21 protein-coding genes and 2 pseudogenes are annotated in these 23,795 nt (G+C 75.0%); 13 read left to right on the top strand and 10 right to left on the bottom strand.

Features of this window, described 5'->3' with window-relative positions:
* Positions 1-77: 77 nt before the first annotated feature.
* Positions 78-1,403, bottom strand: coding sequence for a cytochrome P450 (locus ACIP37_RS34640; RefSeq protein WP_363589089.1), 1,326 nt, complete (start codon positions 1,401-1,403; stop codon positions 78-80).
* Positions 1,404-1,649: 246 nt separating this feature from the next.
* Between ACIP37_RS34640 and ACIP37_RS34635 the strand changes: the two genes are divergently transcribed.
* From ACIP37_RS34635 to ACIP37_RS34625, 3 genes and pseudogenes are all read left to right on the top strand, one after another.
* Positions 1,650-2,753, top strand: a complete 1,104-nt coding sequence (locus ACIP37_RS34635) for an NADH:flavin oxidoreductase/NADH oxidase (RefSeq protein WP_363589087.1) — start codon at positions 1,650-1,652, stop codon at positions 2,751-2,753.
* Between the two features lie 299 nt (positions 2,754-3,052).
* Positions 3,053-3,370: pseudogene (locus ACIP37_RS34630) on the top strand (maleylpyruvate isomerase); the annotation flags it as partial.
* Positions 3,371-3,497: 127 nt separating this feature from the next.
* On the top strand, positions 3,498-4,232 hold the full coding sequence (locus ACIP37_RS34625) for a hypothetical protein (protein WP_400812091.1): 735 nt from the start codon (positions 3,498-3,500) through the stop codon (positions 4,230-4,232).
* A gap of 30 nt (positions 4,233-4,262) precedes the next feature.
* Here the strand turns inward: ACIP37_RS34625 and ACIP37_RS34620 are convergent, their stop codons facing one another.
* Both ACIP37_RS34620 and ACIP37_RS34615 read right to left on the bottom strand, forming a co-directional pair.
* Positions 4,263-5,396, bottom strand: coding sequence for a HAMP domain-containing sensor histidine kinase (locus ACIP37_RS34620; protein WP_363589083.1), 1,134 nt, complete (start codon positions 5,394-5,396; stop codon positions 4,263-4,265).
* Positions 5,393-6,064, bottom strand: coding sequence for a response regulator transcription factor (locus tag ACIP37_RS34615; protein WP_063353004.1), 672 nt, complete (start codon positions 6,062-6,064; stop codon positions 5,393-5,395). The genes ACIP37_RS34620 and ACIP37_RS34615 overlap by 4 nt, the downstream gene beginning before the upstream one ends.
* A 194-nt stretch (positions 6,065-6,258) precedes the next feature.
* Here ACIP37_RS34615 and ACIP37_RS34610 point away from each other — a divergent pair, with 194 nt between their 5' ends.
* Positions 6,259-6,909, top strand: coding sequence for a M15 family metallopeptidase (locus ACIP37_RS34610; RefSeq protein WP_363630991.1), 651 nt, complete (start codon positions 6,259-6,261; stop codon positions 6,907-6,909).
* Between the two features lie 192 nt (positions 6,910-7,101).
* The gene (locus ACIP37_RS34605) at positions 7,102-8,028 is read left to right on the top strand and encodes an endonuclease/exonuclease/phosphatase family protein (RefSeq protein WP_363630990.1); all 927 of its coding nucleotides are present in this window, start codon (positions 7,102-7,104) and stop codon (positions 8,026-8,028) included.
* Positions 8,029-8,076: 48 nt separating this feature from the next.
* Here ACIP37_RS34605 and ACIP37_RS34600 read toward each other — a convergent pair whose 3' ends face one another.
* From ACIP37_RS34600 to ACIP37_RS34585, 4 genes are all read right to left on the bottom strand, one after another.
* Positions 8,077-9,084, bottom strand: a complete 1,008-nt coding sequence (locus ACIP37_RS34600; protein WP_400812089.1) for a hypothetical protein — start codon at positions 9,082-9,084, stop codon at positions 8,077-8,079.
* On the bottom strand, positions 9,081-9,971 hold the full coding sequence (locus ACIP37_RS34595) for a hypothetical protein (RefSeq protein WP_363589075.1): 891 nt from the start codon (positions 9,969-9,971) through the stop codon (positions 9,081-9,083). The genes ACIP37_RS34600 and ACIP37_RS34595 overlap by 4 nt, the downstream gene beginning before the upstream one ends.
* Positions 9,968-10,885 carry a hypothetical protein gene (locus tag ACIP37_RS34590; RefSeq protein WP_363630987.1) on the bottom strand — a complete coding sequence of 306 codons (918 nt, stop codon included), beginning with the start codon at positions 10,883-10,885 and terminating at the stop codon, positions 9,968-9,970. The genes ACIP37_RS34595 and ACIP37_RS34590 overlap by 4 nt, the downstream gene beginning before the upstream one ends.
* A gap of 87 nt (positions 10,886-10,972) precedes the next feature.
* The gene (locus ACIP37_RS34585; protein WP_400812086.1) at positions 10,973-11,878 is read right to left on the bottom strand and encodes a hypothetical protein; all 906 of its coding nucleotides are present in this window, start codon (positions 11,876-11,878) and stop codon (positions 10,973-10,975) included.
* 335 nt (positions 11,879-12,213) lie between these two features.
* Between ACIP37_RS34585 and ACIP37_RS34580 the strand changes: the two genes are divergently transcribed.
* The 4 genes from ACIP37_RS34580 to ACIP37_RS34565 all read left to right on the top strand — a co-directional run bounded on the left by ACIP37_RS34580 (position 12,214) and on the right by ACIP37_RS34565 (position 16,251).
* A complete protein-coding gene (locus ACIP37_RS34580) occupies positions 12,214-13,182 on the top strand; it encodes an ATP-binding cassette domain-containing protein (protein ID WP_363589069.1) in 969 nt (322 codons plus the stop codon).
* Positions 13,179-14,030 carry an ABC transporter permease gene (locus ACIP37_RS34575; RefSeq protein WP_400812085.1) on the top strand — a complete coding sequence of 284 codons (852 nt, stop codon included), beginning with the start codon at positions 13,179-13,181 and terminating at the stop codon, positions 14,028-14,030. The genes ACIP37_RS34580 and ACIP37_RS34575 overlap by 4 nt, the downstream gene beginning before the upstream one ends.
* A gap of 122 nt (positions 14,031-14,152) precedes the next feature.
* Positions 14,153-15,577 (top strand): sensor histidine kinase, encoded by a 1,425-nt coding sequence (locus ACIP37_RS34570; RefSeq protein WP_400812084.1) that lies wholly within the window; start codon positions 14,153-14,155, stop codon positions 15,575-15,577.
* Entirely contained in the window at positions 15,574-16,251 is a 678-nt protein-coding gene (locus ACIP37_RS34565; RefSeq protein ID WP_363586833.1) for a response regulator transcription factor, read from the top strand. Before ACIP37_RS34570 ends, ACIP37_RS34565 begins: the two co-directional genes overlap by 4 nt.
* A gap of 31 nt (positions 16,252-16,282) precedes the next feature.
* On the opposite strand, the gene ACIP37_RS34560 is transcribed toward ACIP37_RS34565, so the two are convergent.
* Positions 16,283-16,744: an SRPBCC family protein gene (locus ACIP37_RS34560; protein WP_363586832.1), complete on the bottom strand. Its 462-nt coding sequence runs from the start codon at positions 16,742-16,744 to the stop codon at positions 16,283-16,285.
* 186 nt (positions 16,745-16,930) lie between these two features.
* A pseudogene (locus ACIP37_RS34555) lies at positions 16,931-17,928 on the bottom strand (NAD(P)H-dependent glycerol-3-phosphate dehydrogenase).
* 283 nt (positions 17,929-18,211) lie between these two features.
* On the opposite strand from ACIP37_RS34555, the gene ACIP37_RS34550 reads away from it, so the two are divergent.
* The 3 genes from ACIP37_RS34550 to ACIP37_RS34540 are packed head-to-tail and all read left to right on the top strand — an operon-like array spanning position 18,212 to position 20,053.
* Positions 18,212-18,799 (top strand): hypothetical protein, encoded by a 588-nt coding sequence (locus ACIP37_RS34550; protein WP_363586831.1) that lies wholly within the window; start codon positions 18,212-18,214, stop codon positions 18,797-18,799.
* A 53-nt stretch (positions 18,800-18,852) separates the two neighbouring features.
* Positions 18,853-19,566 carry an AraC family transcriptional regulator gene (locus ACIP37_RS34545; protein WP_363586830.1) on the top strand — a complete coding sequence of 238 codons (714 nt, stop codon included), beginning with the start codon at positions 18,853-18,855 and terminating at the stop codon, positions 19,564-19,566.
* A gap of 10 nt (positions 19,567-19,576) precedes the next feature.
* Complete coding sequence (locus ACIP37_RS34540; RefSeq protein WP_363586829.1) at positions 19,577-20,053, top strand: hypothetical protein; 477 nt, start codon at positions 19,577-19,579, stop codon at positions 20,051-20,053.
* 65 nt (positions 20,054-20,118) lie between these two features.
* Here ACIP37_RS34540 and ACIP37_RS34535 read toward each other — a convergent pair whose 3' ends face one another.
* The gene (locus ACIP37_RS34535; RefSeq protein WP_063352855.1) at positions 20,119-20,772 is read right to left on the bottom strand and encodes a class I SAM-dependent methyltransferase; all 654 of its coding nucleotides are present in this window, start codon (positions 20,770-20,772) and stop codon (positions 20,119-20,121) included.
* A 237-nt stretch (positions 20,773-21,009) separates the two neighbouring features.
* On the opposite strand from ACIP37_RS34535, the gene ACIP37_RS34530 reads away from it, so the two are divergent.
* On the top strand, positions 21,010-23,769 hold the full coding sequence (locus tag ACIP37_RS34530; RefSeq protein WP_363586828.1) for a M4 family metallopeptidase: 2,760 nt from the start codon (positions 21,010-21,012) through the stop codon (positions 23,767-23,769).
* Positions 23,770-23,795: the final 26 nt, after the last annotated feature.

The following is a 23,795-nucleotide window of genomic DNA, read 5'->3' as shown; positions in this document are numbered from 1 at the left end:
CCCCGGGGCGGTTCGTCCCGGGGCACCCGCACGCCCGGGGCCGGGCCGCGCGGGGCGCGCCGGCGGGCCCGCGGCGCTCACCCGGCCCGGCGCGGGCTGACGAGCATGCGGATGTCGTCGGCCGCCCAGAGGACGAACCGTTCGGCCGGGACCACCCGGTGGCCCGGCACGGGCCGAAAGCGCAGGCGCTTGAGGAGGACGGCCAGCAGCAGTTCGCACTCGACCATGGCCAGGGCGGCGCCCTCGCAGCTGCGCGGGCCGAACCCGAAGGGGACCCAGGCCAGCCGCGCGCGTCCGGCCGCCTGCTCCGGGGTGAAGCGCTCGGGGCGGAACCGTTCGGGCTCGGGCCAGTGGTCGGGGTTCAGGTGGACGGCCCAGAACGGGTAGAAGACCACCGCCCCGGCCGGGACCTCGTACGCGCCGAGGGTGAGCGCCTGGGTGGTCTGGCGCGCGCCGTACGGGCCGGGCGGGTAGAGGCGCATCGACTCCTGGAGGACCGTCCGCAGGTACGGCAGGCGCCGCAGGTCGGCGTACCCGGGGGCCGGGCGGTCGCCGAGCACGCGGTCCAGTTCCCCGGTGACGCGTTCGGCCGCCCCGGGGTGGCGGCCCAGCAGGTGCAGGGTCCAGGAGACGGCCACGCCGGTGGTGTGGTGGGCGGCGAGCATCGCCGCGAGGACGGTGTCGCGGATCCGGGCGGGGCGCTCGCCGGCCTCGACCAGTGCGCCGACCAGGTCGCTGCGGTCGGCGCGGGCGCCGTCGCGGTGGGCCGCGATCACCCGGTCGACCGTCGCGCGCAGGAGGGCGAGCGCCCGCGCGGTCCGCTCGGCGCGCTCCTGCGGGTCGACGGCGGGGGGCACCTGGTAGAGCCGTTCCAGGTAGTCGGCGAGCACCTCTTCGAAGGCGGCGGCGACGACGTCCGGGCCCTCCACCTCGCCGCCCAGGGCGTACGCGCAGATCATCCGCAGGGACAGGGCGGTCAGGTCCTGCTGCAGCGCGACGGCCTCGCCCCGCGCGCCCCGCGCGGCCCAGCGGTCCGCGAGGCCGGTGGCGAGCGCGGTGAAGCGGTCGAAGGCCTGCTCGTGCGAGGGGCGGCCGGCCAGGACCGAGAGCAGGGTGCGGCGCCACGGGGCGTGTTCGTCCGCCGGGAGCACTTGCAGGTTGCCGGCCTCGAACAGCGGGTCCAGGAAGGAGAACAGGCGCTCGGGGCGACGGTCCAGGTGTGCGGTGGCCTCCAGCAGCACCGGGTCGGCGACCGACACGGCCGTCTCGGCGCCGGGCAGCTGGAACCGCGCCACGGGGCCGTACTCGGCGTGCAGCCACAGCTGGTAGGCGTGCAGCCCGCCGGCCTGCGCGATGGCGCCGACCCCGCCGTCCGGCCGGGGGTCGGGACCGGGGATCTTCATCGGACCTCCTGGTGACGCATGGTCGGATCCGCCGCCCGGACGGTGGACACGGGCGGCGCAGCGCCGACGGCCGTGGGGACCAGGATCGCGCGGGAGCGGGTCCGCCGGCAGGTGGCGACACCGGATGAAATGGCCAGCGCTTGCAAGCAATCAGCGTGCACAACTATTGTTGTGTCACACAAATTGCACTTGCAATCATTCGAGAAGGTTTCCCCCGGCCCCGCCTCCGCCGACAGGAGTCCGCCCATGAGCACCACCCTCTTCACCCCCTACACCCTGAGGACCCTGACCGTCCCCAACCGCGTCTGGATGGCGGCGATGTGCCAGTACAGCGCCGCTCCGGACGGCGACGCGGCCGGAGCCCCGACGGACTGGCACTTCGCCCACGTCGCGGCACGCGCCACCGGCGGCACGGGGATGATCATCATGGAGGCCACCGCCGTCAGCCCCGAAGGCCGCATCACCCCCTACGACCTCGGGATCTGGAACGACACCCAGGTCGCGGCCTTCCGGCGGATCACCTCCTTCCTGACGGCACAGGGCACCGTGCCGGCCCTCCAGCTCGCCCACGCCGGCCGCAAGGCGTCCACCGAGCGCACCTGGATCGACCGCGGCCGCGCCCTCGCCCCGGACGAAGCCCACGGATGGACGCCGCTCGCCCCCAGCGCCCTCCCCTTCGCCCCCACCCGGACCAGGCCCGACGAACTCACCGAGGAGCAGATCCGCGGGATCGTCCGGCAGTTCGCCGACGCCGCCCGGCGCGCGCTCGACGCCGGCTTCCGGGCCGTCGAGATCCACGGCGCCCACGGCTACCTGATCCACCAGTTCCTCTCCCCCCACAGCAACCACCGCACCGACGCCTACGGCGGCTCCTTCGAGGGCCGCATCCGCTTCGCCCTGGAGGTCGTCGACGCCGTCCGCTCGGCGTGGCCCGAGGACCTGCCCGTCCTCTTCCGCGTCTCCGCGACCGACTGGCTCACCGAGAACCCGCGGGACGGCCGCACCGGGTGGACCTCGCAGGACACCGTCCGCCTCGCCAAGGAACTCCTGGCCCACGGCGTGGACCTGATGGACGTCTCCACCGGAGGCCTCGTCCCCGACGCCACGATCCACGCCGGACCCGGCTACCAGGTGCCCTTCGCCGAGGCCGTGCGCAGCGGGGCCGGCATGCCCGTGGCGGCCGTGGGCCTGATCACCGACCCCGTCCAGGCCCAGGACATCCTCGCCGCCGGCAGGGCCGACGCCGTCCTGCTCGGCCGCGAACTGCTGCGCGACCCGTACTGGGCGCGCCGCGCCGCCGCCGAACTCGGCGCCCGGGTCTCCACCCCCGTGCAGTACCACCTCGCGTAGCGGCGCCCCGGTACGGGCGGACGGGGGCCCCGCGGTTCCGGCGGCCCGGTTCGCCGTGGAGGCCCGCCGGCCCCGCACACCCGTGACCAGCTCTTCGGGCACCGCGGCGGGGACCGCGGCACAGGGCGAACCGTCAGCGGGGGGCGGCCACATGGCCGAACTGTCGAACGGTGCGACGACCTGGGTGGCGGCCGGGGACAGCATCACACCCCCGGTCCGCCGGGCCCGGGGGTGCGGGCGGGCAGTTCGCGGGGACGGAGGACTTCGCGCGGTGTCGGACGGCGTTGCGGGCGGCGGTCGCCGGGCTCGCCGGTCCGGCGCCGCGGGTCGGTACGCGCGGACAGGTGCTCACGGCGGGCGACCACCTCGACGCGTACGTCCTGGAGTGGACGCTGCACCATCTCGGCCTGGCCGCGTTCCTGCCCGGGGTGCCGGGGCCGCCGGCGCAGGGGCTGCGGCGCTCGCGCGCGCTGCTGGAGGGGATCGCCGGGGCCGCGTTCCCCGCGTCGTTCTCCGACCGGGACGCACTGCTGGTCGGGACGGGACGGCGCGCCTCCACCGGTGCGCAGCGGGCCGCGCTGGGCGCTCTGGCGGGGCGGTTGCCGCTGGTCCTGGGCTGGGCGGCGGCTGGGCGGCGGCTGGGCGGCGTCGGAAATTTTTGTCGGGTCCCTGTCTAGTTCGCTTGCGTCCTGGTGTGGTGGGATGTGCCCGTCACGGGATTGAGGGCGCTGACGGGGGTGCGCGGTGAGGGGTGGACGGCTGTGCGGGCTGGACGGGGACGCGGCGCGGCTTGCCGCGGCGGGCCTGGTCCGGCTGGGTGCGCAGGAGTGGGTGGGCGACGCGGCCGGGGCTCCGGCGTGGCTGGGGCGGATGCGGGCGGCGTCGTTCGCGGACGCCTGGCTGGCGTTCGGCGAGCCGCCGGTGCCGGGGCTGCGGGTGCCGGCCGGGGAGGTCCTGCGGGCGCTCGCGTACCGGGCGGCGGAGCTGGTGCTCCAGGCCCGCGAGGGGGATGTGCCGGCGGTGCTGGAGTGGCTGGGCCGGCGGTCGGCGGAGGCCCGTGAGCAGGCGGGCCGGGCGGAGGTGACGCACCCGGCCGAACCGGCCGCGCTCGCCCTGGTGTGGCACGGCGTCCAGGCGGTCACCGCCGGCGAGGGGGACGGGGGCGGGGGCGCTTCGGCGGCCGGCCGGGAGGCGCACGGCCGGGAGGCGCACGGCCGGGAGGCTGAGGGCCGGGAGGCGCACGGCCGGCGTATCGACGAGCGGGGCGAGGCGTACGTCCGGGAGCGGCACCGCCGCCGGGACACCCTGGCGCTGATGCTGGCCTGTGCCCGGATCGCGGCCGCCGCGCTGGTGGATTCGTGCGGCGGCGATCCGGGCCGGGTGGACGGGTGGCTGGAGGAGGACGCGGCCCGGTACATGGCGCTCGGCGGCCCGGCGCCGCTGTGGGTGCCGGGCCGGCCCGGGCAGCCGACGGGGTGAGGCCGGGGCTCGGCGGGACGGCGGCCGGGCTCAGCGGGCGGGGAGGCTGAGGGTGGCGTGCAGGCCGCCGCCGGGGGCGGGGGCGAGGCCGAGGTCGCCGTGGTGGGCGTCGGTGACGGCCACGACGATGGCCAAGCCGAGGCCGTGACCGCGGCGGGCGGGGTCGGACTGGGCGGTGCGGCCGCGACCCCGCAGGAAGGGCTCGGTGAGGGTGGGGACGGTCTCGGGGGCCAGGCGGGGGCCGGTGTTGGTGACGGCGAGCCGGACCCGGCCGGGGCGGTCCGGATCGGCCCCGGTGGTGACGGTGACGGATCCCCCGGTCGGCAGGTTGTGGCGCAGCGCGTTCTGCAGCAGGTTGACGGCGGCCTGGCGCAGCAGGACCGGGTTGCCGGTGGCGGGGGCGGGCCGGCAGTCGGTGGTGACGGTGACGCCCAGGGCGGCGGCCTCCTCCTGTACGGCGGCGAGGGCGTCGCGGGTGGTGCGGGCCAGGTCGAGGGGTTCGAGTTCGGGGGCGGTGTGGCCGAGGTCGGCGAGTTGGAGGAGGGCTTCGCTGATCTCGATGCCGCGCTGGTTGGTGTCCTGGAGGCGGGCGACGAGGGTGGTCCAGTCCTGGCGGGCCGGGTCGGCGGCGGCGACCTGGAGCATGGTGCGGGTGATGGCCAGGGGGGTGCGCAGTTCGTGGGAGGCGTTGGCGGCGAAGCGCTGCTGGGCGTCGAAGGAACGCTGGAGGCGTTCGAGCATCTCGTCGAAGGCGTCGGAGAGGTCGGTGAACTCGTCGCGGGGGCCGGCGAGGGCGATGCGGTGTTCGAGTGCTCCGCTCGCGGCGCGGTGGGCGGCCCTGGTGATGTCCTGGAGGGGCCGCAGGACGCGGCCGGCGATGAACCAGCCGCCGATCGTGCCGACGGCGGTGAGCAGGGCCAGGGCGTAGCCGGAGATGGTGAGCAGGGAGCGGAGGATCTCCTGGCGGGAGGGGGCGGAGAGGCGGTCGCGGGGGTTGGAGGAGGTGAGCGGGTAGTTGGGGATGTAGCGCATGCCGACGTAGACGACGGCCAGGCAGAGGGTGCCGGTGATGACGGCGAAGAGGGTGTAGCTGAGGGTGAGTCGCAGGCGGGCGGTCAGGCGGCGCGGTCGCGGCGCGGGGCGGGTGCGGGGCGGGGCGCTCACGTGGGGGTGCCGTCGGTGAGGCGGTAGCCGACGCCGGGCACGGTCTGGATCACCCAGGGTTCGCCGAGTCGTTTGCGCAGGCCGGAGATGGTGATGCGGACGGCGTTGGTGAACGGGTCGGCGTTCTCGTCCCAGGCGCGTTCGAGGAGGTTCTCGGCGCTGATGACGCCGCCGCGTGCGGTCATCAGGACCTCCAGGACGGCGAACTGCTTGCGGGAGAGGGCGACGTAGCGGCCGTCGCGGTAGACCTCGCGGCGGAAGGGGTCCAGGCGCAGTCCGGCGTATTCGAGGACGGGGGGCGCGGCCTGGGCGGGGCGGCGGGCCAGGGAGCGCAGCCGGACGACGAGTTCGGCGAGGTCGAAGGGTTTGGTCAGGTAGTCGTCGGCGCCGAGTTCGAAGCCGGCGACCTTCTCGTTGAGGCGGGCGGCGGCGGTGAGCATGAGGACGCGGCAGCCCAGGCGGTGCTCGACGATGGTGCGGCAGACGTCGTCGCCGTGGGTGCCGGGGATGTCGCGGTCCAGGACGACGACGTCGTAGGTGTGGACGGCGAGGCGTTCGAGGGCGGCGTCGCCGTCCGTGACGATGTCGCAGGCGATCGCCTCCAGGCGCAGGCCCGCCTGGACCGCCTCGGCGAGGTAGATCTCGTCCTCCACCACCAGGACCCGCACGCGCTGTTCTCCCGTCCCGCTCTTGCTGTCGTTGCCGTTGCCGTTGCCGTTGCCGTTGCCGTCCATTGGACACGAACGGGCCTATCGAAAACGTATCGGCTAGTGCAGACGTCCTGGTAACACCGCTTTTCCTCCCATGGTGTGGCCGCCGGGTTTCCCCGTCGCGGCGAAGTGACGAGCGCCGGGAGGCAGGGATGGACGGGACGACGCGCCAGGAGGCGACGCGGTGGCGGCCGGTGGGGGGCGGCCGGCGGGCGGTGGCCGTGGGCACCGGGGCGGTGGTGGTGCTGGCGCTGGCCGGCGCCTGCGCGGCCGCCGATCCGCCGGCGACCGAGGCGGCGCTGCGGACCCTGGCGGCCACCGTCGCGCCGTTCTCCTCCTCCCTCGCTCCGGGGTCCGGTTCCTCGGCGGGGGCGGACGGCGACATTCCCGACGGCACGACGCTGACCCCGTTCGACACCGGGGCGCCGGCGGTGGGCAACCTGGACGGACCGCTGCTGGCAGCCGTCCAGCAGGCCGCCGGGGACGCGCGCGCCCAGGGCATCGAGATGACCGTCACCTCGGGCTGGCGCAGCAAGGAGTACCAGCAGCGGCTGCTCGACAAGGGGGTGGCCAGGTACGGGAGTCTGGAGCGGGCCAGGCAGTTCGTGAACACGCCGGAGAAGTCGGCGCACGTCTCGGGCAAGGCGATCGACATCGGTCCGACCAATGCCGACTACTGGCTGATCCAGCACGGCGCGCGGTACGGGCTCTGCCAGGTGTACGCCAACGAGATCTGGCACTTCGAGCTGCTGACCAGCCCTGGCGGGACCTGTCCGGCCCAGTTGCCCGACGCGGCCGGGTAGGGGGCGTTCATGATCCGATCGCAGGAGGGGCTCGCGCCGGGGGCGGGGGCGGTCTCAAGGCCGGGAGCGGTGGCGGGGGCGGGACAGGGGACGGTGGGGGGCGCCTCGACGGGTGTCTCCCGCCCGGGCGGCCGTCGATGCCGTCGGCGGCGGCAGCGGCGCGAGCCGGTCGGGCGCTGGCGGCGCGGCCGTGTGGCCGCCGCCGTGGCCCTGCTGACCGCTCTCGCCCTGGCCGGTCACCGGCGGGTGCCGAGCCTGGGCGTCCAGCTGGGGAGCCTGTGGGAGAGCGCCCTGCCCTGGGCCGGTGTCGTGGTGCCCGCCGTCCTGCTCGCCGCCGCGCTGCGGCGAGCGCCGGTGCCGGCGTGCGCCGCGGTGGTGCTGGCCGCGGTGTGGGCCGTCGTGCTCGGGCCGGTGCTCGCCGGCGGCGGCCCGCCGCCGCCGGGGGGCGGTGCGGGCCCGGCCGGCGGTGCGGGCCTGACCGTGGTCACCCACAACGTGAGCGCGCAGAACCCGGACCCCGCCGGCACGGCCCGGGCGCTGCTCGCCGCCCGCCCCGACCTGGTCGCCCTGGAGGAGGTCACCGACGCCGCGCTGCCCGTCTACCAGCACGTGCTGGACGCCGAACTGCCGCACCGCACGCGGATCGGCACCGTCGCGCTGTGGAGCCGCTACCCGGTGACCGACGCACGGCGGCTGACCATCGACCCGGGCTGGAGCCGCTCACTGCGGGCCGAAGTCCAGGCCCCTGGTGGGCCGTTGGCCGTGTACGTGGTCCATCTCGCCTCCGTCCGGCTCAACGTCACCGGCTTCGCCACCGCTCACCGCGACCGCAACCTCGCCGCGCTCGGCGCCGCGCTGGACGAGGAGCCCCTGCACCGGGTGCTGCTGCTGGGCGACCTCAACACCGCCGCCGGGGACCACGCGCTCACCCCGGTCACCAGCCGGCTGAGCTCCGCGCAGGACAGCGCGGGCGGCGGCTTCGGGTTCACCTGGCCGGCGGTCTTCCCGCTGGCCCGGATCGATCACGTCATGACCCGGGGCCTGCCCGCCACCGCCGCCTGGACCCTGCCCGCCACCTCCAGCGACCACCTGCCCGCCGCCGCCCGGCTGACGGTGTGAGGGGCGTGCGGGCGGCGGGCCCGGGGGCGGCGGGCCCGGGGGCCGGTGTCAGGCGAGGAGGTCGGACTGGAGGGTGACCACCTGGCGGAAGGCCGCGTCCGGGACGCCGTCGGGGTTGGTCATGGTGACGACGGCGACGAGGTCGGAGGCGCAGAGGTAGGCGATGCGGGCGTTCGGGGTGCCCTTGGCGCCCTTCGCCGAGCTCTCCTGGGCGTCCAGGTGGACGCCCTCGACGGTGTCCCAGGCGCTGTGGGAGGTGCTCTTCGCGCCGGGCAGGGCATTGGGCTTGGCGTCGGAGCGCAGGGAGGAGAAGACGTTCCAGGACTCGAAGGAGGCGCCGAAGCGCAGCAGCCGGATCTGGGTGCGGGTGCCGTCGGAGGCCGTCCACTCCCGGACGGTGGCCGCCCGGCAGGCGTCCTGCAGGAGCAGCGCGCGGAGCTCGGCCGGGTCGCGCTGCTCGGCGAGGATCGCGTCGCAGGTGACCCAGTCGGCCGGAGCCTGGCCGGCGGGGGCCGTGGACGGGCTCGCGCCCGCCGACGCCGACGCCGACGCCGAGGCGGAGGCGGAGGCGGAGGCGGTCGGGCTCGGGGTCGCGCTCGCCGACGGGGTGCCGGTGGCCGAGGCGGTGGGAACCGGGTAGAGCGCCGGGGTGAGGCTGCCGCCGGCCTCCTTGGGGGCGGGCAGCAGCAGGTAGCGCAGGTCCGCGGCGTGCAGGGCGTTCTTGCCGCCCGTACGGTCCGGCGTGCTGCTGCCGGAGGGCAGCGGCGGCAGCGTCAGCGGCGGGAAGGTGTAGCGGCCGTCGCCCGGGGTGGCCAGGCCGGGCAGGTCGGTGCGCTCGGGGGCGGTGACGGCCAGCGCGGCACCGGTGCCCGCGAGGGCGAACACCAGGGTGGCGGTGGCCCAGCGCGCGGCCGCCCTGCGGCGGGCGCTGCGCCGGGCAAGGCGGGCCTCGTGCTCCTCGGGGGTCTCCGCGGCGGGAGCGGGGATGTCGGCGGGGGTCTCCGCAGAGGTCTCGGCGAGGGCAGCGGGCTCGTACGGGGTGGCGTGGTCGGTCATGCGGACGCTCCCGGGCGGGCGAGGCGGTCGAGCTGCAGGGTGAAGAGGGCGACGATCCGGTCCTTGGGCAGCGGTGCCACGCCCTCGACGTTCATGACCACCAGGAGGTCGCCCTCGGCGGCCGAGCACTCCAGGTAGTCGATCGGCGCGGACGGCGGCGCCGGCATCAGGTAGCAGTGCGCCTCGGGGTGGCCCGGGATCTCCGGGCCGATCCGGAACAGGCCGGTGTCGCCGGTGAAGACCGCGGTGTACTCGTTGAGCTTCTGCACTTCCTGCTGGTTGAACTGGCGCAGCTTCAGACCGACCACCAGGTCGTCCTCGCTGGTCCGGTACGTCCGCACGCCGGTGGCCTTGACGTGCAGGCCCTCCCAGTAGGAGCGGAGCTTGTCGCGCTTGTCCTTGGGGATCTGCTGGAGTTCGTCGTCCAGTTCGGCGGACAGGAACTCGGCGCCGAGTTCGGTGTCGTTGCCGTAGCCGCCCTCGTCCGGGCCGGGTTCGTAGCCGGCCGGGACGGGCAGCAGCAGGTCGCGCAGCGAACCGAAGTGGTTGCCGTTGGACTTGGCGCCGAACGGCGTGGCGGTCGCGGTCGGGACGGGCGCGGCGGACGGCCCGGCGGCGACGGCCGGGGCGGGGTCGTCGTACTGGGTCTTGATGATGCCGACGCCGATGGCCACCCCGGCCAGCGCCGCCGCTGCCGTCGCGGCGCCCGCGCGCAGCAGGCGGCGGGAGGCGGGGCGCGGGGCGGCGGGATCGGCGGCGGTCGGCGCGGCGGGATCGGCGGCGAACTGCTGCTCGGCGGCGGACTGTTCGACGGCGGCCGGGGCCGCCTCGGGGGCGGTCGGCGCCGGCGTGGCGGCCGGGGTCCCGGTCATGCTGTTGTCGGTCATACCAGCCGCTCCCATTGCTGCTTGGCGAGGTCCTTCACGACATCGGGGTTCACCGGCTTGGGGTCGAAGACCTCCACCACCATCGCCACCGTGCCGCGCTGGGCTACGGCCTGGCCGTAGTAGTACCGATCGGCGCTGTCGGCCCAGTACCTGGGTGCCTCGTCCACCCGGTAGCCGCCGTTGGCGCCGTCGGCGAACGGCTTCAGGTTGCGGGTGGTGCCGACGGCGTGCGTGGCGGCTTCGTTGGCGCGGTCCGGCGCGTACTGGACCAGCGACACGCGGTACCTGGTGTCGCCCTTCTTCCAGTCCACCTCGGCCGCGCGCCGGAAGCCCCGGGAGTTCAGGTCCTTGAAGTCGCGGACCGCGCTGTCGCTGTGCTCGGCGAACTCGCCGACCGACACCCAGCTCGGCTTGTCCGGGAATTCTCCCCAGGCGGCGCTGCCGTCCGGGGCACCGATCAGCAGTTTGAGCAGGTCGCCGTCGATGGCCAGCGGTTTGGGCTGCTGGGCGGCGAAGGCGGTCGGGTCGACCACCGCGGCCGGGTAGGACGGGCGCGCGACCTGGATCGGCGGCAGCGGCGTCGGCGGGCGCTGGGCCTGGACGGCGTAGCCGACGCCGCCGCCGGCCAGGGTGCCCAGCACCAGGCCGGACACCGCCAGCAGCACCGGGCGCGGGCGGCGCGGGGCGCGGGGCGCTCGCTCGGGGGCGGGCGGCAGGAGCTCGGGAGCCGGCGCGTCGGACGGGAACGCCTCGGCGGCGGACGGCGGTTCGGTGGTGAACTGCGGTGCGGAGAAAGGCAGTTCAGCGACAGGCGGTTCGGTGGCGGGCGATTCGGTGGGCGCGGTGTGGGGCTGCGGCGGGGAGGCGGGCGCCGGCGCGGTGCCGGGCGGGGGCAGCGCGGGTTCGGTGGTCACGGGGTGGCTCCAGAGGAGGGTGGGAAGGACGGCGTCGGGACGGGCGGCGGCGCGGGTTCAACCGCGTTCAACCGCGTTCAGCTGCGTTCAGCCGCCGGAGGCGAGCCACTCGCGCTGGCGCTTCATCAGCCCGCTCAGCAGCGCCTTGTCCGGTGTCCCCTTCACCTCGACGTCGATCGTGTACTGGACGTCGCCCTGGCTGGAGATGCCGGTCATCGAGCCGGTGTACGCCTGCTGCTTGGGCTTGTGCAGGTAGCCGTGGGCGTTCGGGTCGCCGTCGATGTCGATCGGGTCCTGCGACTTGAGGGTGTATCCCTGGACGAACTCGCGCGCCATCGAGGTGGAGCCGAAGCGCAGCAGGGTGACGGTGACCTCGGCCTTGCCGTCGGCCGTCCGGTACATCCGGGTGGCGCCCGACTGGTAGCCGTACGAGCCAAGGATGTCCATGATGCCGTCCTGCTTGCCGAACAGGTCGGCGACGTCGTCGTTGGTCATGGTCATCCCGTCCGCGGGCCCGTACGACTCGCCGCCGTCCGGGATCGGGAGCAGGAAGTAGCGCAGGTCGCCCTCGTGCTTGCCGCCGTTGACGGTCCCCTTGACGGTGCTGGCCGGCTTGGGGGTGGTCGGGGCGGCGGTGGGCGTCGGCACCGGTAGCGGGGTGGCGGAGGCCGTCGGGCTCGGACTGGAGGCGGTGGTGGTGGCCGGCGCGGGTGCGGCGGCGGCCGGGCGGGTGTCCGGCCTGCCGACGGCGACGGTCACCGCGGCGCTGGTCGCCGTGACGGCGAGCAGGCCGGCGGTGGCCAGCGCGACGCCGACGGCGCGCGGCAGCCGGCGCGCGGCCGGTTCGGGTGCGGCGGCGTGCTGCGGCGCAGCGTCGGGCTGCGGTACGGCGGGGTGCTGTGGCGCAGCGGGGTGCTGCGGTACGGCGGCCGGTTCCGGCGCGGCGTCGGGCTGCTCCGGAACGGCGGCTGTTTCGTTTTCGGGCGCGGACAAGGAACTCCCCCGGGAAAATGTGGGATCTCGCGCACGGACTTCCTCGCAAACCGCTCCCCCGGCGGTTCTCCGGACCGTCCATCACGCGTCTCAGCAGGCATTATGAGAGACCGTTCGCATCACTGCCAACAAAGTTAATCGCCGCACTCCGGTCCAATACTCGATGAATCGGACACGTCGTGATGTAACCGCAACAGGCGGTCCTGGCGTGGTACCGGGGTACCGTGCCCCCTCCGATGATCGGTCCGGGGTACCACGGATCGCGCCGGCGCCGCGCCTAGCGTGGAGTGTGAGGGAGGCCGGGACGGTCCGGCCCCGGAGCGTAGGGGTGAGCGATGATCGAGGCGCACCAGCTGACGAAGCGGTACGGGGAGAAGACCGCCGTCGACCGGCTCGACTTCATGGTCAAGCCCGGCACGGTCACCGGCTTCCTCGGGCCCAACGGCGCCGGGAAGTCCACCACCATGCGGATGATCGTCGGGCTGGACGCGCCCACCAGCGGCTCGGTGCGCGTCAACGGGCGCCGTTACGCCGCGCACGCGGCGCCGTTGCAGGAGGTCGGGGCGCTGCTGGAGGCCAAGTCGATCCACCCGGGGCGCTCCGCGTTCAACCACCTCATGGCCCAGGCGCACACCCACGGCATCCCGCGCTCGCGGGTGGAGGAGGTCGTCGAGCTGACGGGGCTGCAGTCGGTGGCGAGGAAGCGTGCCGGGGCGTTCTCGCTGGGCATGGGCCAGCGGCTGGGGATCGCGGCGGCGCTGCTGGGCGACCCGGCGACGGTGATGCTGGACGAGCCGGTCAACGGTCTCGACCCGGAGGGCGTGCTGTGGATCCGCAACCTCCTCACCTCGCTGGCCGCCGAGGGCCGCACCGTCTTCGTGTCCTCGCACCTGATGAGTGAGGTCGCGCTGGTCGCCGACCACCTGATCATCGTCGGGCGGGGCCGGCTGCTGGCCGACACCACCGTGCAGGACCTGGTCCGCCAGGCCGGCGGCGACGTGGTGAAGGTGGCCAGCGCCGATCCGGCCCGGCTGCGCACGGCGCTGGCCGGGCCCGGGGTGGAGGTCACCGGCCGTTCCGGTTCGGAGGAGCTCCTCGTCACCGGCCTGGCCGCGCGGGAGATCGGCCTGCGGGCCGCCGAGCAGGGCATCGCGCTGTTCGAGCTCACCACCCGCACGGTCTCCCTGGAGGAGGCGTTCATGGAGCTGACCAGGGACGCCGTGGAGTACCACGGCACCACCACCGCGACCGGGCCCGCCGCCAGTGCGGGTGCCGGCGCCGAGTCCCCGAGGAGCGCGGCATGAGCACCATCGCACCGAGCCAGACGTCCGCGGCCGCCGACCGGCGGCCCGCGCGCCCCGCCTACCGGGTGACGCCCGTGCGCGTGCTGCGCTCGGAGTGGGCCAAGCTGTGGTCGCTGCGCTCGACCTGGATCACGCTGGGCCTGGGCCTGCTGTTCCTGGTCGCGTTCGGGTTGATCGCCGCATTCCAGTTCAAGTCGAGGATCACCTCGGGGCGCCCGATGGACCGGGGGGACTTCGCCGACGCCAGTGCCCTGAGCCTGTCGCTGTTCGGCACCAACTTCGCGCAGCTGGCGTTCGGCGTCCTGGGCGTGCTGGTCGCCGCGGGCGAGTACTCCACCGGCATGATCCGCTCCACCCTGGCCGCGGTGCCGCGCCGGCTGCCGGTGCTGTGGTCCAAGGCGGCGGTGTACGGCGTGGTGGTGCTGCTGCTGGGCACCGTCGGGGTGTTCGTCGCCTTCGCGGCCGACAGCGGCATCCTCTCCGGTACCCGCGCGGCGATGACGTTCTCCGACGCCGGCGTCCTGCGCGGCCTGCTGGGGGCCGGGCTCTACCTCGCCCTGGCGGGCGTGATCGGTGTCGCGCTGGGCGCGCTGCTGCGGTCGGTGGCGGGCGGCATCTCGGTGCTGGTGGCCTCGCTGATGCTGGTCCCCGGCCTGATCTCGCTGCTGCCCTCGTCCTGGCAGGACCACATCAGCCCGTACCTGCCCAGCAACGCGGGCCAGGCGATGTTCGCCCTGCACCACGACGCGGCCACGCTGTCGCCCGCCGCGGGGCTGGCGGTCTTCCTGCTGTGGACGGTGCTCGCCCTGGCGGGCGCGGCCGTGCGGCTGATGCGCAGCGACGCCTGAGGGCTGGGAGACTGCGTGGACGTCCCGGTGCGGTGCCCGTTCGAGTCGGGTGCCGCACCGGGCCCGTTTCGTATCCGTATCCGTTCCGGGGTGAGCTGGACGAAGGTGACGACCGTTTGCGGATGGGCTGGACGAAGGTGACGACCGTTCCGGACGAGCTGGACGAAGGTGACGCCGTGAGCGAGCACGACACCGCCGCGGGGGCGGGGGGCGACCCGCTGTCGGGGTACCCGGTGTTCGCGCGCCTGGCCCGGCTGGGGCAGCGGGCGCGGCAAGCGGACCGCGACCACCCGTGGGTGCTGGACACCGCGGTGGTGGCCGCGGTCTTCCTGCTGTTCTGCCTGCCGGACCTGCTGCCCTTCCACGACGGCGGGGAGCGGGCGCGCGAGCACCGGATCGTCTTCGCCCGCCCGCCGCTGGCGGCGCTGCTGGCCTTGCAGGCGGGGCTGCTGCTACCGCTGCTGTGGCGCCGACGGCGACCGGCGACGGCGTTCGCGGCGGTCGCGGCCGTGTTCGTCCTGCAGTGGTCCCTGGGGGTGGCGCTGCGCGCGGACGTCGCGCTGCTCGTCGCCCTCTACAGCCTGGCCCTGCACGGGAGCCTGCGGCACCTGGCGTGGGCGTGCGCGGCGATGGCCGGCGCGTCGGCCCTGGTCGCGGTGGAGCTGTCCGGCGGGCTGCCGGTCGGGGACGCACTGTTCTTCCTGTTCAGCGCGGCGACGGCGGCGGTGGCCGTCGGCATCGCGGTGCGCATCCGCCGGGCCCAGCTCGCCGGGCTGCGCGAGCGGGCGGCGCGTCTGGAGGTCGAGCGCGACCAGCGCAGTCGGCTGGCCACCGCCACCGAGCGCACCCGGGTGGCCCGGGAGATGCACGACATCATCGGCCACAACCTGTCCGTGATCATCACCCTGGCGGACGGCGGCGCGTACGCGACCGAGGCCTCCCCCGAGCGGGGCCGGGAGGCGCTGCTGCTGATCGGGGAGACCAGCCGCCAGGCGCTGGGCGAGCTGCGGCGCATGCTCGGTGTCCTGCGCGACCAGGGCGAGCAGGGCCCCGAGTTCACGCCGCAGCCGGGCATCGCCGACCTCGACGGACTGTGCGCGCGCATCCGGGCCGCCGGGCCGCAGGTCGTGTACACCGCGCGCGGCGAGGTGGAGCGGCTGGACCGCGGGGTGCAGCTGATGGCGTACCGGATCGTCCAGGAGGCGCTCACCAACACCCTCAAGCACGCCGGGCCCGACACCCGGGCGCACGTGACGCTGGCCGCCGAGGGCGGCCGCCTGCGGGTGCGGGTGCGGGACGGCGGTCCGCCCGGCGGGGCGGTGCACGGCGGTGCGGCGGGCGAGGAGGGGCACGGGCTCACGGGCATGCGCGAGCGCGCGGCCCTGTACGGGGGCACCGTCACCGCCGGGCCCGGGCCCGGGGCAGGATGGACCGTGGAGGCCGTCCTCGACCTCACCCCCGATGGACCCGACGGACCCGGCGGCCCTGGCGGCCCCGGCGCCTTCACCCCCGACCCCGACCCCGACCCGACAGGCGGCCTGACGTGACCACGGTCCTCATCGTCGACGACCAGCCGCTCCAGCGGTACGGCTTCCGGATGCTGCTGGAGAGCCAGCCCGGCACGGAGGTCGTCGGCGAGGCCGCGCACGGCGCCGAGGCCGTGCGCCTGGCGGCCGACCTGCGGCCCGACGTCGTCCTGATGGACATCCGGATGCCCGGCATGGACGGCATCGAGGCCACCCGGCGCATCGTCGCCACCGGCGGGCGCTCACGCATCCTCGTCCTGACCACCTTCGACCTCGACGAGTACGCCCACGCCGCGCTGCGCGCCGGCGCCAGCGGCTTCCTCCTCAAGGACGCCCGCCCGGAGGACCTCCTGGCCGGGATCCGCGCCGTCTCCGAGGGCGACGCCGTCGTCGCCCCCGCCATCACCCGGCGCCTCCTGGACGCCTACGCCCACCACCTGCCCGTGCGCCCGCCCGGCGCGGCCGCCGAGGACGATCCGCGGCTGAACGCCCTGACCGAGCGCGAGCGCGAGATCCTGGTCGCGGTCGGCCGGGGCTGGACCAACGGCGAGATCGCGCAGCGCCTGGTGCTCGCGGAGTCGACCGTCAAGACGCACGTCAGCCGGGTGCTGTCGAAGATCGGCGCCCGGGACCGGGTGCAGGCCGTGATCTTCGCCTACGACCGCGGCCTGAACCGGCCGAACCCGCCGGCCTGAGCCGTCCCGCTCCTGCCGTGGGGGCGCGGCGTCAGGGGCGCTTCTTCGGGGCGGCTTCGAGGTCGGTGGCGGCGGCGGCCAGGATGGCGCCGAAGACGTGGGCGATGACGGGCTTGCCGACCCGGCGGGCGAAGGCCGCGCCGACGAGGGGGATGGGGAGCGCGAAGCCGGTCGTCCAGACGACCAGGGTGCCCTCGGGGACCTCCTCGAAGGTCATCCGGCCGAACTCGTGCCGGGCCGGCGGGAAGCTGCGGTCGACGGTGTAGTCGAAGCCGTGCGGGGCGTTGTAGGCGGTGATCCGCTCGTTGAACCAGCCGATCAGCCAGGTGTGCAGCCGCACGGCGCCCACCCCGTAGGGCGCGCCCTCGCCGGGCCGGGCCAGGCGCGCCCTGAGCACGAACGGGGAGCGGGTGTAGTTGGTGCTCGTGGCGCACCAGTCGAACACCTCGGCGATCGGCGCCGCGATGACCCGTCGCACGGTCACGGTTTCCATGGCTCGTCCCTCTCCTGCAGCGGGGGGCGCGGGTGTCTGCCGCGCCCTGTTCACCGATGAAGACCGGGCGCGGACCGAAACCGTGACATCGGGCGGGGGCGTCCTCGGAAGTAGAGAACATCGCCGGAGACGGGCCGTGGTGGCGAAGCCGTTCGGCCGGAAAAGGCTCTCCGGCCCGCCGCCTGCCTAGCGTTCGGCCTTGGGCGTGCGGGCCATGAGCAGGTCGACGGCGCGGTCGATGGTGACGGTGCCGTCGAGGATGGCGACGACGAGTGCGGTGATGGGCATCTCGACCTGGTGTCGTCGGGCGAGGTCGAGGATGGCGTAGGCGGACTTGGCTCCTTCGGCGGTCTGGCCGGTGGCGGTGGCGGCCTGGTCGATGGCCAGGCCGCGGGCGAGGTGTTCGCCGAAGGTGCGGTTGCGGGAGAGCGGGGAGAGGCAGGTCGCGGTGAGGTCACCGAGGCCGGCCAGTCCGGCAAAGGTGGCGGGGTCGGCGCCGAGCGCTGTGCCCAGGCGAGCGGTTTCGGCGAGTCCGCGGGTCAGGAGGGTGGCCTTGGCGTTGTCGCCGAGGCCGAGGCCGGCGGCCAGGCCGACGGCGAGCGCGATGACGTTCTTGACCGCGCCGCCGAGTTCGCAGCCGACGACGTCGGTGTGGGTGTAGGGGCGGAAGTACGGGGTACGGCAGGCCTCTTGGAATCGGCGGGCCGCGTCGTGGTCGGTGCACGCGATGACGCTGGCGGCGGGCTGGCGGACCGCGATCTCGCGGGCCAGGTTCGGGCCGGACAGGACGGCGACGCGGGCGGGTCGAGGGCGGCGGCCTGGGCGATGACCTCGCTCATGCGCTGGCCGGTGCCGAGCTCGATGCCCTTCATCAGGCTGACGACCAGGGTGTCCGGCTCGATCAGGGGCGCCCACGCGGCCAGGTTGGCCCGCAGGGCCTGGGAGGGGATGGACAGGACGGCGACGTCGGCTCCGGCCAGGGCGACATCGGCTTCGATGGTGGCCTTCACCGTCCCGGGCAACGTGACGCCGGGCAGGTAGTCGGGGTTGACTCCCCGAGTGTTGATGCCGTCGGCGACTTCGGGGCGGCGCGCGTGGAGGACGACATCGCATCCGGCGTCGGCGAGGACCAGCGCGAAGGCGGTCCCCCACGATCCGGCCGACAGTACGGCGACCCGGGTCATCCTCTACCTCCGCGTGCTGGTGGGGAGCTGAGGGGCAGCGTACTGGCGCCTTGGGGCGGAGACGCCGGTCAGCGGCGGCGCAGGGTGAGCGCGACGGCGCGGCGCCCGTCCAGAGTGGGGAGCATGCGGGCGCGGACCGAAACCGTGACATCGGGTGGGGGCGTCCTCGGGGGTGGCGGTGTCGGGCGGGTGGGCGGCGGGGAGAGGGGGCGGGGTGGGGCGCGAGGCTTCCGTGGAGTGGGGGGCGCTGCACCGGCGGTGTGCGGTGGGTGTGGTGGCGGGGGTGGCGGTGCTGGGGGGCGCGGCCGGGCCGGTGGTGTGGGCGGGGTCGCAGGATCTGCCGGGCGATCGGCGGTGGTGGCTGGTGGTGTGCGGGGTCGCGCTGCTGGCGGCCGTCGGTGCCTCGCTGCCGCTGCTGCGTCGGGTCTCCACCACCGACTACGTCGTCTCCTGTGTGGCGCTGGTGCTGCTGCTGGTGCTCGCCCTGGGCGCGGTGTTCGCGGCGGCGCAGGCCGCCTACGCCGTCCGGACCAGGCTGCACGAGCCGCCCGGCGTCACGGCCACCGTGACGGGCTGCCGGACGACGGGCCGGGAGCTGGACGACCAGAACCAGGGCCGCGACATCTACGGCTGCACGTACCACTGGAGTGCCGGCGGCCGGGAGTTCAGCGAGGAGCGGCCCACCGGGAAGCTGTATCCGGACGGCCACGAGACCAGGGTGTGGCTCGCCGGCGAGCGGATGATCACGGGCCGGCCGAGCCTGCTCGGGATCCCGCTGTGGATCGCGCTCGCCCTGGCCGGGCTGGTGGGCACGGTCCGGTTCGCGATGGCCCTGGCCTGGAAGGCCCGCGAGGTGGGCCTGCGGCGCTAGGGGGTGGCCGGAATCCGGGGTGGCGGGTGCGGCGCTCTGGCAGCATCGGGCGGATGGGGCAGCGGGAGGGGATCGGGCGGCGCTTCGTGGTGGGCGCGGGGTACGCGCTGTACCGGGGGCCGTTGGCGGACAGTACGTCACATCGGCACGCCGCGTTCCAGGTTGCCGTCGCGGCGGCGGGCGGCGAGGTGACGATCGTGGACGGGGCCGGGGTCCGCCACCGGGGTGCGGCGGTGGTGGTGGCGCCGATGGTGTGGCACCGGATGGCGCCGGTCCGGGAGGTGTCGGCGTTCTTCGTCGATCCGCACTGCGCGTTCGCGGACCGGCTGCGGGCGGGGTGCGGTGACGGTGTCACCGTGGCACCCCAGTGGCGGGACCTGGTGGAGGAGGACCTGTGTCCGTCCGGGGTGCTGCCGTCGGCCGAGGTGGACGTGCGGCTGTGGGCGGCGATGGAGGCGCTGACGGACCACCGGGTCGCGCTGCCGGGGCTCGCGGCGCGGGTGGGGCTGTCGCCGCAGCGCCTGCGGGCGCTGGCGCGGCGGCAGTTGGGGGTGCCGCTGGCGCGCTGGCGGATCTGGCGGCGGCTGGCCCGCGCCGCCGACGCGCTGGGCGAGGGGCGCACGCTCGCCGAGGCGGCGCTGGCGGGCGGCTTCGCGGACCAGGCGCACTTCAGCCGGCAGATGCGGGAGATGACGGGGCTGACGCCGTCCGCGGTGCTCCCGGTGCTGCGCGCCTCGGGCCGGGCGGGCGCCTCGGGCCCGGCGTAGCCTCGTCCGCATGTGTCTGATGGTGTGGATCGGAACCGAACAGCCCGTGCTGCCAATCCCCTGCACCGCCGGTCCCCGGCTCGGGACCTGCTACTGCGGGGTTCGCGAGATCGCCGCCGACGCGCCCGTTCGAGCCCGCTTCACTTCACCGCACGTGACCTACGTCGGCTCGCACGAGGGCTGCGGCTGCGGATTCAACAGCTCCCGGTTCGAGTGGGAGGGGTTCACCGACACGGCCGACGCGATGGCGCTCGTCGACGCGATGCGGGACGAGGAGCGCGAGGAGTTCCTCGCTCAGAAGCACTCCCGGGAATTCCTGGCGGCGCTGGTGTCCGCGGCCCTCCCGCACGGGACGGTCGACATCTACATGTGCTGGGCCGGGGACGAGGACGAACCGCCCGACCGCGTGGAGAGCATCGAGACACGCTGGCTGACGGAGCGTTTGACCCCGCTCCAGGAGCGGGTGAAGTACACGACGCCCGGCTGAGCAGGAGGCGCGAGCCCGCCGGCGTACCCGTGGTCACCGGTCGCACGGGGAACCCGACGGGCGGCCTACGCGCGGCGGGCGACGTAGAACGACAGCGAGCCGGTGAGCGTGGAGACGGTCTCGGTCTCGCGCACGCCGTGGAAGCCGGCCTCGGTGATCAGCCGGGGCAGGATGCCGTCGGCGTTGGGCTGGGTGTCCTCCTTGCCGTCCGCCAGTTGCACGATGCGGAACGCCAGGCGCATGGCGGCCGTGCGCTGGCGTCCGAAGTCGGCGATGACGAGCTTGCCGCCAGGGCGCAGCGCCGTGTGCATGGAGGCGAGGACGGCCTGTTTCATGGGGATGGGGCACTGGTGGAGGACGAGGCTGGAGACGACGGTGTCGGCCGTTTCGGCGCCCACGAGGTCGGCGACGGCGTCGCCCATGCCGATGTGCCATTCGGGGGTCACTCCGGCGGCGGCGGCCTTGCGGCGGGCCACTTCGAGGGTGGTGGGGTCGGGGTCGACGCCGATGACGCGGGCGCGGGGTTCGACGCGGCCGAGGAGGACGGCCAGTGAGCCGGTGCCGCAGCCGACGTCGAGGATCACGTCGTCGGGGCGGGGGGCCACGTGCATGGCGAGCAGGCTGCGCCACAGGCGTTCGCGGGTGAGGGAGACGATGGGGTCGTAGAGGCGTACGGGGCCGAGGCGGCCGGCGGCGGGGGTGAAGGCGCGATCGGTCATGCGGGTCAGTGTCGGCCGGGGGGTGTGGTGGCGTCTTGAACGAATCGCTCGCCGGGCGGGGCGGGTTGGGGTTTCCGGGCCGGTTGCGGGGCCGGTTGCGGGAGTCGGGTTCCGGCCCTCCGAGGGCACATAGAAAGTCTATCGACATATGACGTTGGATGACTTATCGTGATCGTCGCGGTGGTCCGGCGCGGCCGGCCCGCCGCGACCACCGTTCGGCCCTGCGAGAGGACCTCCGTGCCCCGTCGTTCCCGCACGTCCACAGCACTCGGCATCGGCGCCACCGCCGTGGTGGCGCTGGCCCTGGCCGCGCCGCCCGCCCTGGCCGGGCCCGCGGCCACCCCCGACCCGGTGCCCTCCCTGGTGGCCGGTCAGGACACCGCCGCCCCACAGCTGGTCACCGGCCTGGCCGAGCCGGCCGTCGGCAGCCCCGCCGACGCCGCCCGCGCCCACCTCGCGGCCCACGCCGACCGCTACCACGTCGACCCCGGCGAGCTGGCCGAGGTCGGATCCGAGAGCACCGCCGACGGCCGGCGCACCGTCAGGTTCGAGCAGCGCCACGACGGCGTGCCCGTGTTCGGCGCGCAGTACCTGGTGCATCTGACGGGCGAGGGCGCCGGGCAGCGCGTCGAGTCGGTCGGCGGCAAGTACTTCACCGGCCTGACCGTGCCGACCACCGCCACCGTCCCGGCCGCCGCCCTGCGGGATCTGGCGCTCGGCTCCGTCCAGGACCCGAAGGCCCGGGCCGCGGCCACCGCCGAGGACCACGGCCTGGTCGTCCTGCCGGACGGCGCCGGCCGGCTCGCCCAGCGCTTCACCGTGCACGCCGCCGACCCGGCGACCGGGGCGCCGGCGGCCCGCGAGGTCTTCGTGGACGCCACCGTCGGCGTGGTCGCCCTCGCCTACGACACCCGCGCCCCGCTCCCGACGGGCGGCAATGCCGGGAGCGCCGCCGACGGGAGCGCCGCGGCCGGCCTCGAACCCGCCACCGGGACCGCGCCGGACGCCCACGGCAACTCCGCCAAGGTGAACATCGCCCGCCTGCCGGACGGCAGTTACCAGCTCACCGACCTCACCCGGCCCGCCGCCATCACCACCTACGACGCGGGCGGCCGGGACGAGATGGACTTCGGCGGCGGCATCCCCGCCGACCTCCCCCCGGCCCACTCCCCCGGCCCGGACTTCCCGGCCTCCGCCGGCACCAGCGGCGCCACCGACGCCAGCGTCAACGCCGGTATCGTGTACGACTTCTACCACGACCGGTTCGGCCGCAACGGCCTGGACGGCAAGGGCGGCGCGATCACCTCCGTCGTCAACGTGACCCAGGACGGCGCCCCCTACGCCAACGCGTACTGGGACGGGAAGAAGATGGTCTACGGCAGCGGGGGCCCCAACTACTACCCGTTCTCCGCCGCCCTCGACATCGCCGGGCACGAGATGACCCACGGCGTCATATCGAACACCGCCGACCTGGCCGGCATGGGCCAGGCCGGCGCGATGAACGAGGGCATCGCCGACTACTTCGGCAACGCCATCGAGGTCACCGCCCGCGGCATGTCCATGAACGACCCGGCGGCCGCGCTGCTCGGCGAGAGCAAGTGCCGCACCGGCACCCCGCAGGCCTGCGCGGACCGCCGGATGGACGACCACCGCACCACCGTGGACGACTACCTCGGCGGCACGGTCGACAACGGCGGACAGCACCTCAACGCCACCATCTTCAGCGGCGCCCTGTGGGACGTCCGGCGCACCCTCGACCCGCTCACCGCCGACCGGGTGGTCTACCGGGCGCTCACCGCCTACCTCACCCCGCTCGACGACTTCGTGGCCGGGCGCAACGCGGCCCTGGCGGCCGGCCGCGACCTCGGCCTCAGCCACGCCCAACTGCGCACCGTGGCAGCCGCGTTCGACGCGCACGGGATCAAGCCCGGCTGGGAGAGCCGGATCGGCATGGACAGCCGCACGCTGGCGCGCAACCTCTCCTACTCGATGGCGCCCCCGGCCGCCGGCGGCGGGCACTGGGTGGCGATGGCCCCCGCCCCCGACCCGGTCAAGGGCACGGGCGGCACCCGCCCCGACACCACCGCGCTGTACACCGGCTCCACCACCGGGCGCGGCGCCCCCGTCCGGCTCAGCCCGGACGACGGCCGCTACCACAGCTGGCCCGCCACCGACGGCACCACCGCCGTGTGGAAGGCCATCGGCACCACCGCCCAGAACCACAGCCGCGAACTGCTGGCCGCACCGCTGTCCGGCGCCGGCCCGGTCCGCAGCCTGTTCCTCGCCGACGGGACGGAGCCCGGCAGCCCCCAGGTCTCCGGCGGCGACATCGCCTTCACCGTGAACGACTTCACCACCCACCGCACCAGCATCCGGCTGTCCCACGACGGGGCCCCCGCGGTCGAACTTCCGCTGGCCGACGGGCACCACCCGGACGACCTCACCCTCAAGGACGGCTACCTCGCCTGGACCGAGTCCTGGCAGGACGGACAGCAGTACGTCACCGCGCCGACCGTCTACTCGATCGCCGCCGGCAAGGTCACCGCGCAGTACACCGCGCACGCCGCTCCCGGCGCCGCCGCGAGCACCGCCTCCTCCGCCCGGCTCGCCGGCGGACGGCTGCTGTGGCTGGACACCCCCGACGGCGCGACCGCCCGCGCCTCCATCCGCTCCGGCGCCCTGGACGGCTCCGGCGTGACCGAGGTGCTGGCCGCCGACTCGCCGAACGCCCCGACGCGCGGCGGCAGCCTCACCGCCTCCGACCAGGCCGTCACCTACAAGGTCGAGGGCACCAAGCCCGCCGGCGGCTGGACCAACGCCGCACTGCCCAAGCTCTGGCAGCTGCCGACCGGCGGCGGCACCCCGCAGCGCCTCTCCTGCGACCGGGGCGGCCAGGACCAGCCCGCCGCCGACCAGGGCACCCGGGTGGTCTGGCTGGACTCCACCCCCGGCCGCACCGACCTGGTCGTGCGCGACCGCGCGGCGGGCACCTGCTGACCGCCTTTCCCTGACCCCCACCCCCC

This window comes from Kitasatospora sp. NPDC088861 (assembly GCF_044750105.1).
In the GTDB taxonomy this organism is placed as follows: Bacteria; Actinomycetota; Actinomycetes; order Streptomycetales; family Streptomycetaceae; genus Kitasatospora.
The sequence above is the reverse complement of the archived record's forward strand: the minus strand, read 5'-3'. Positions and strand labels throughout refer to the sequence as shown.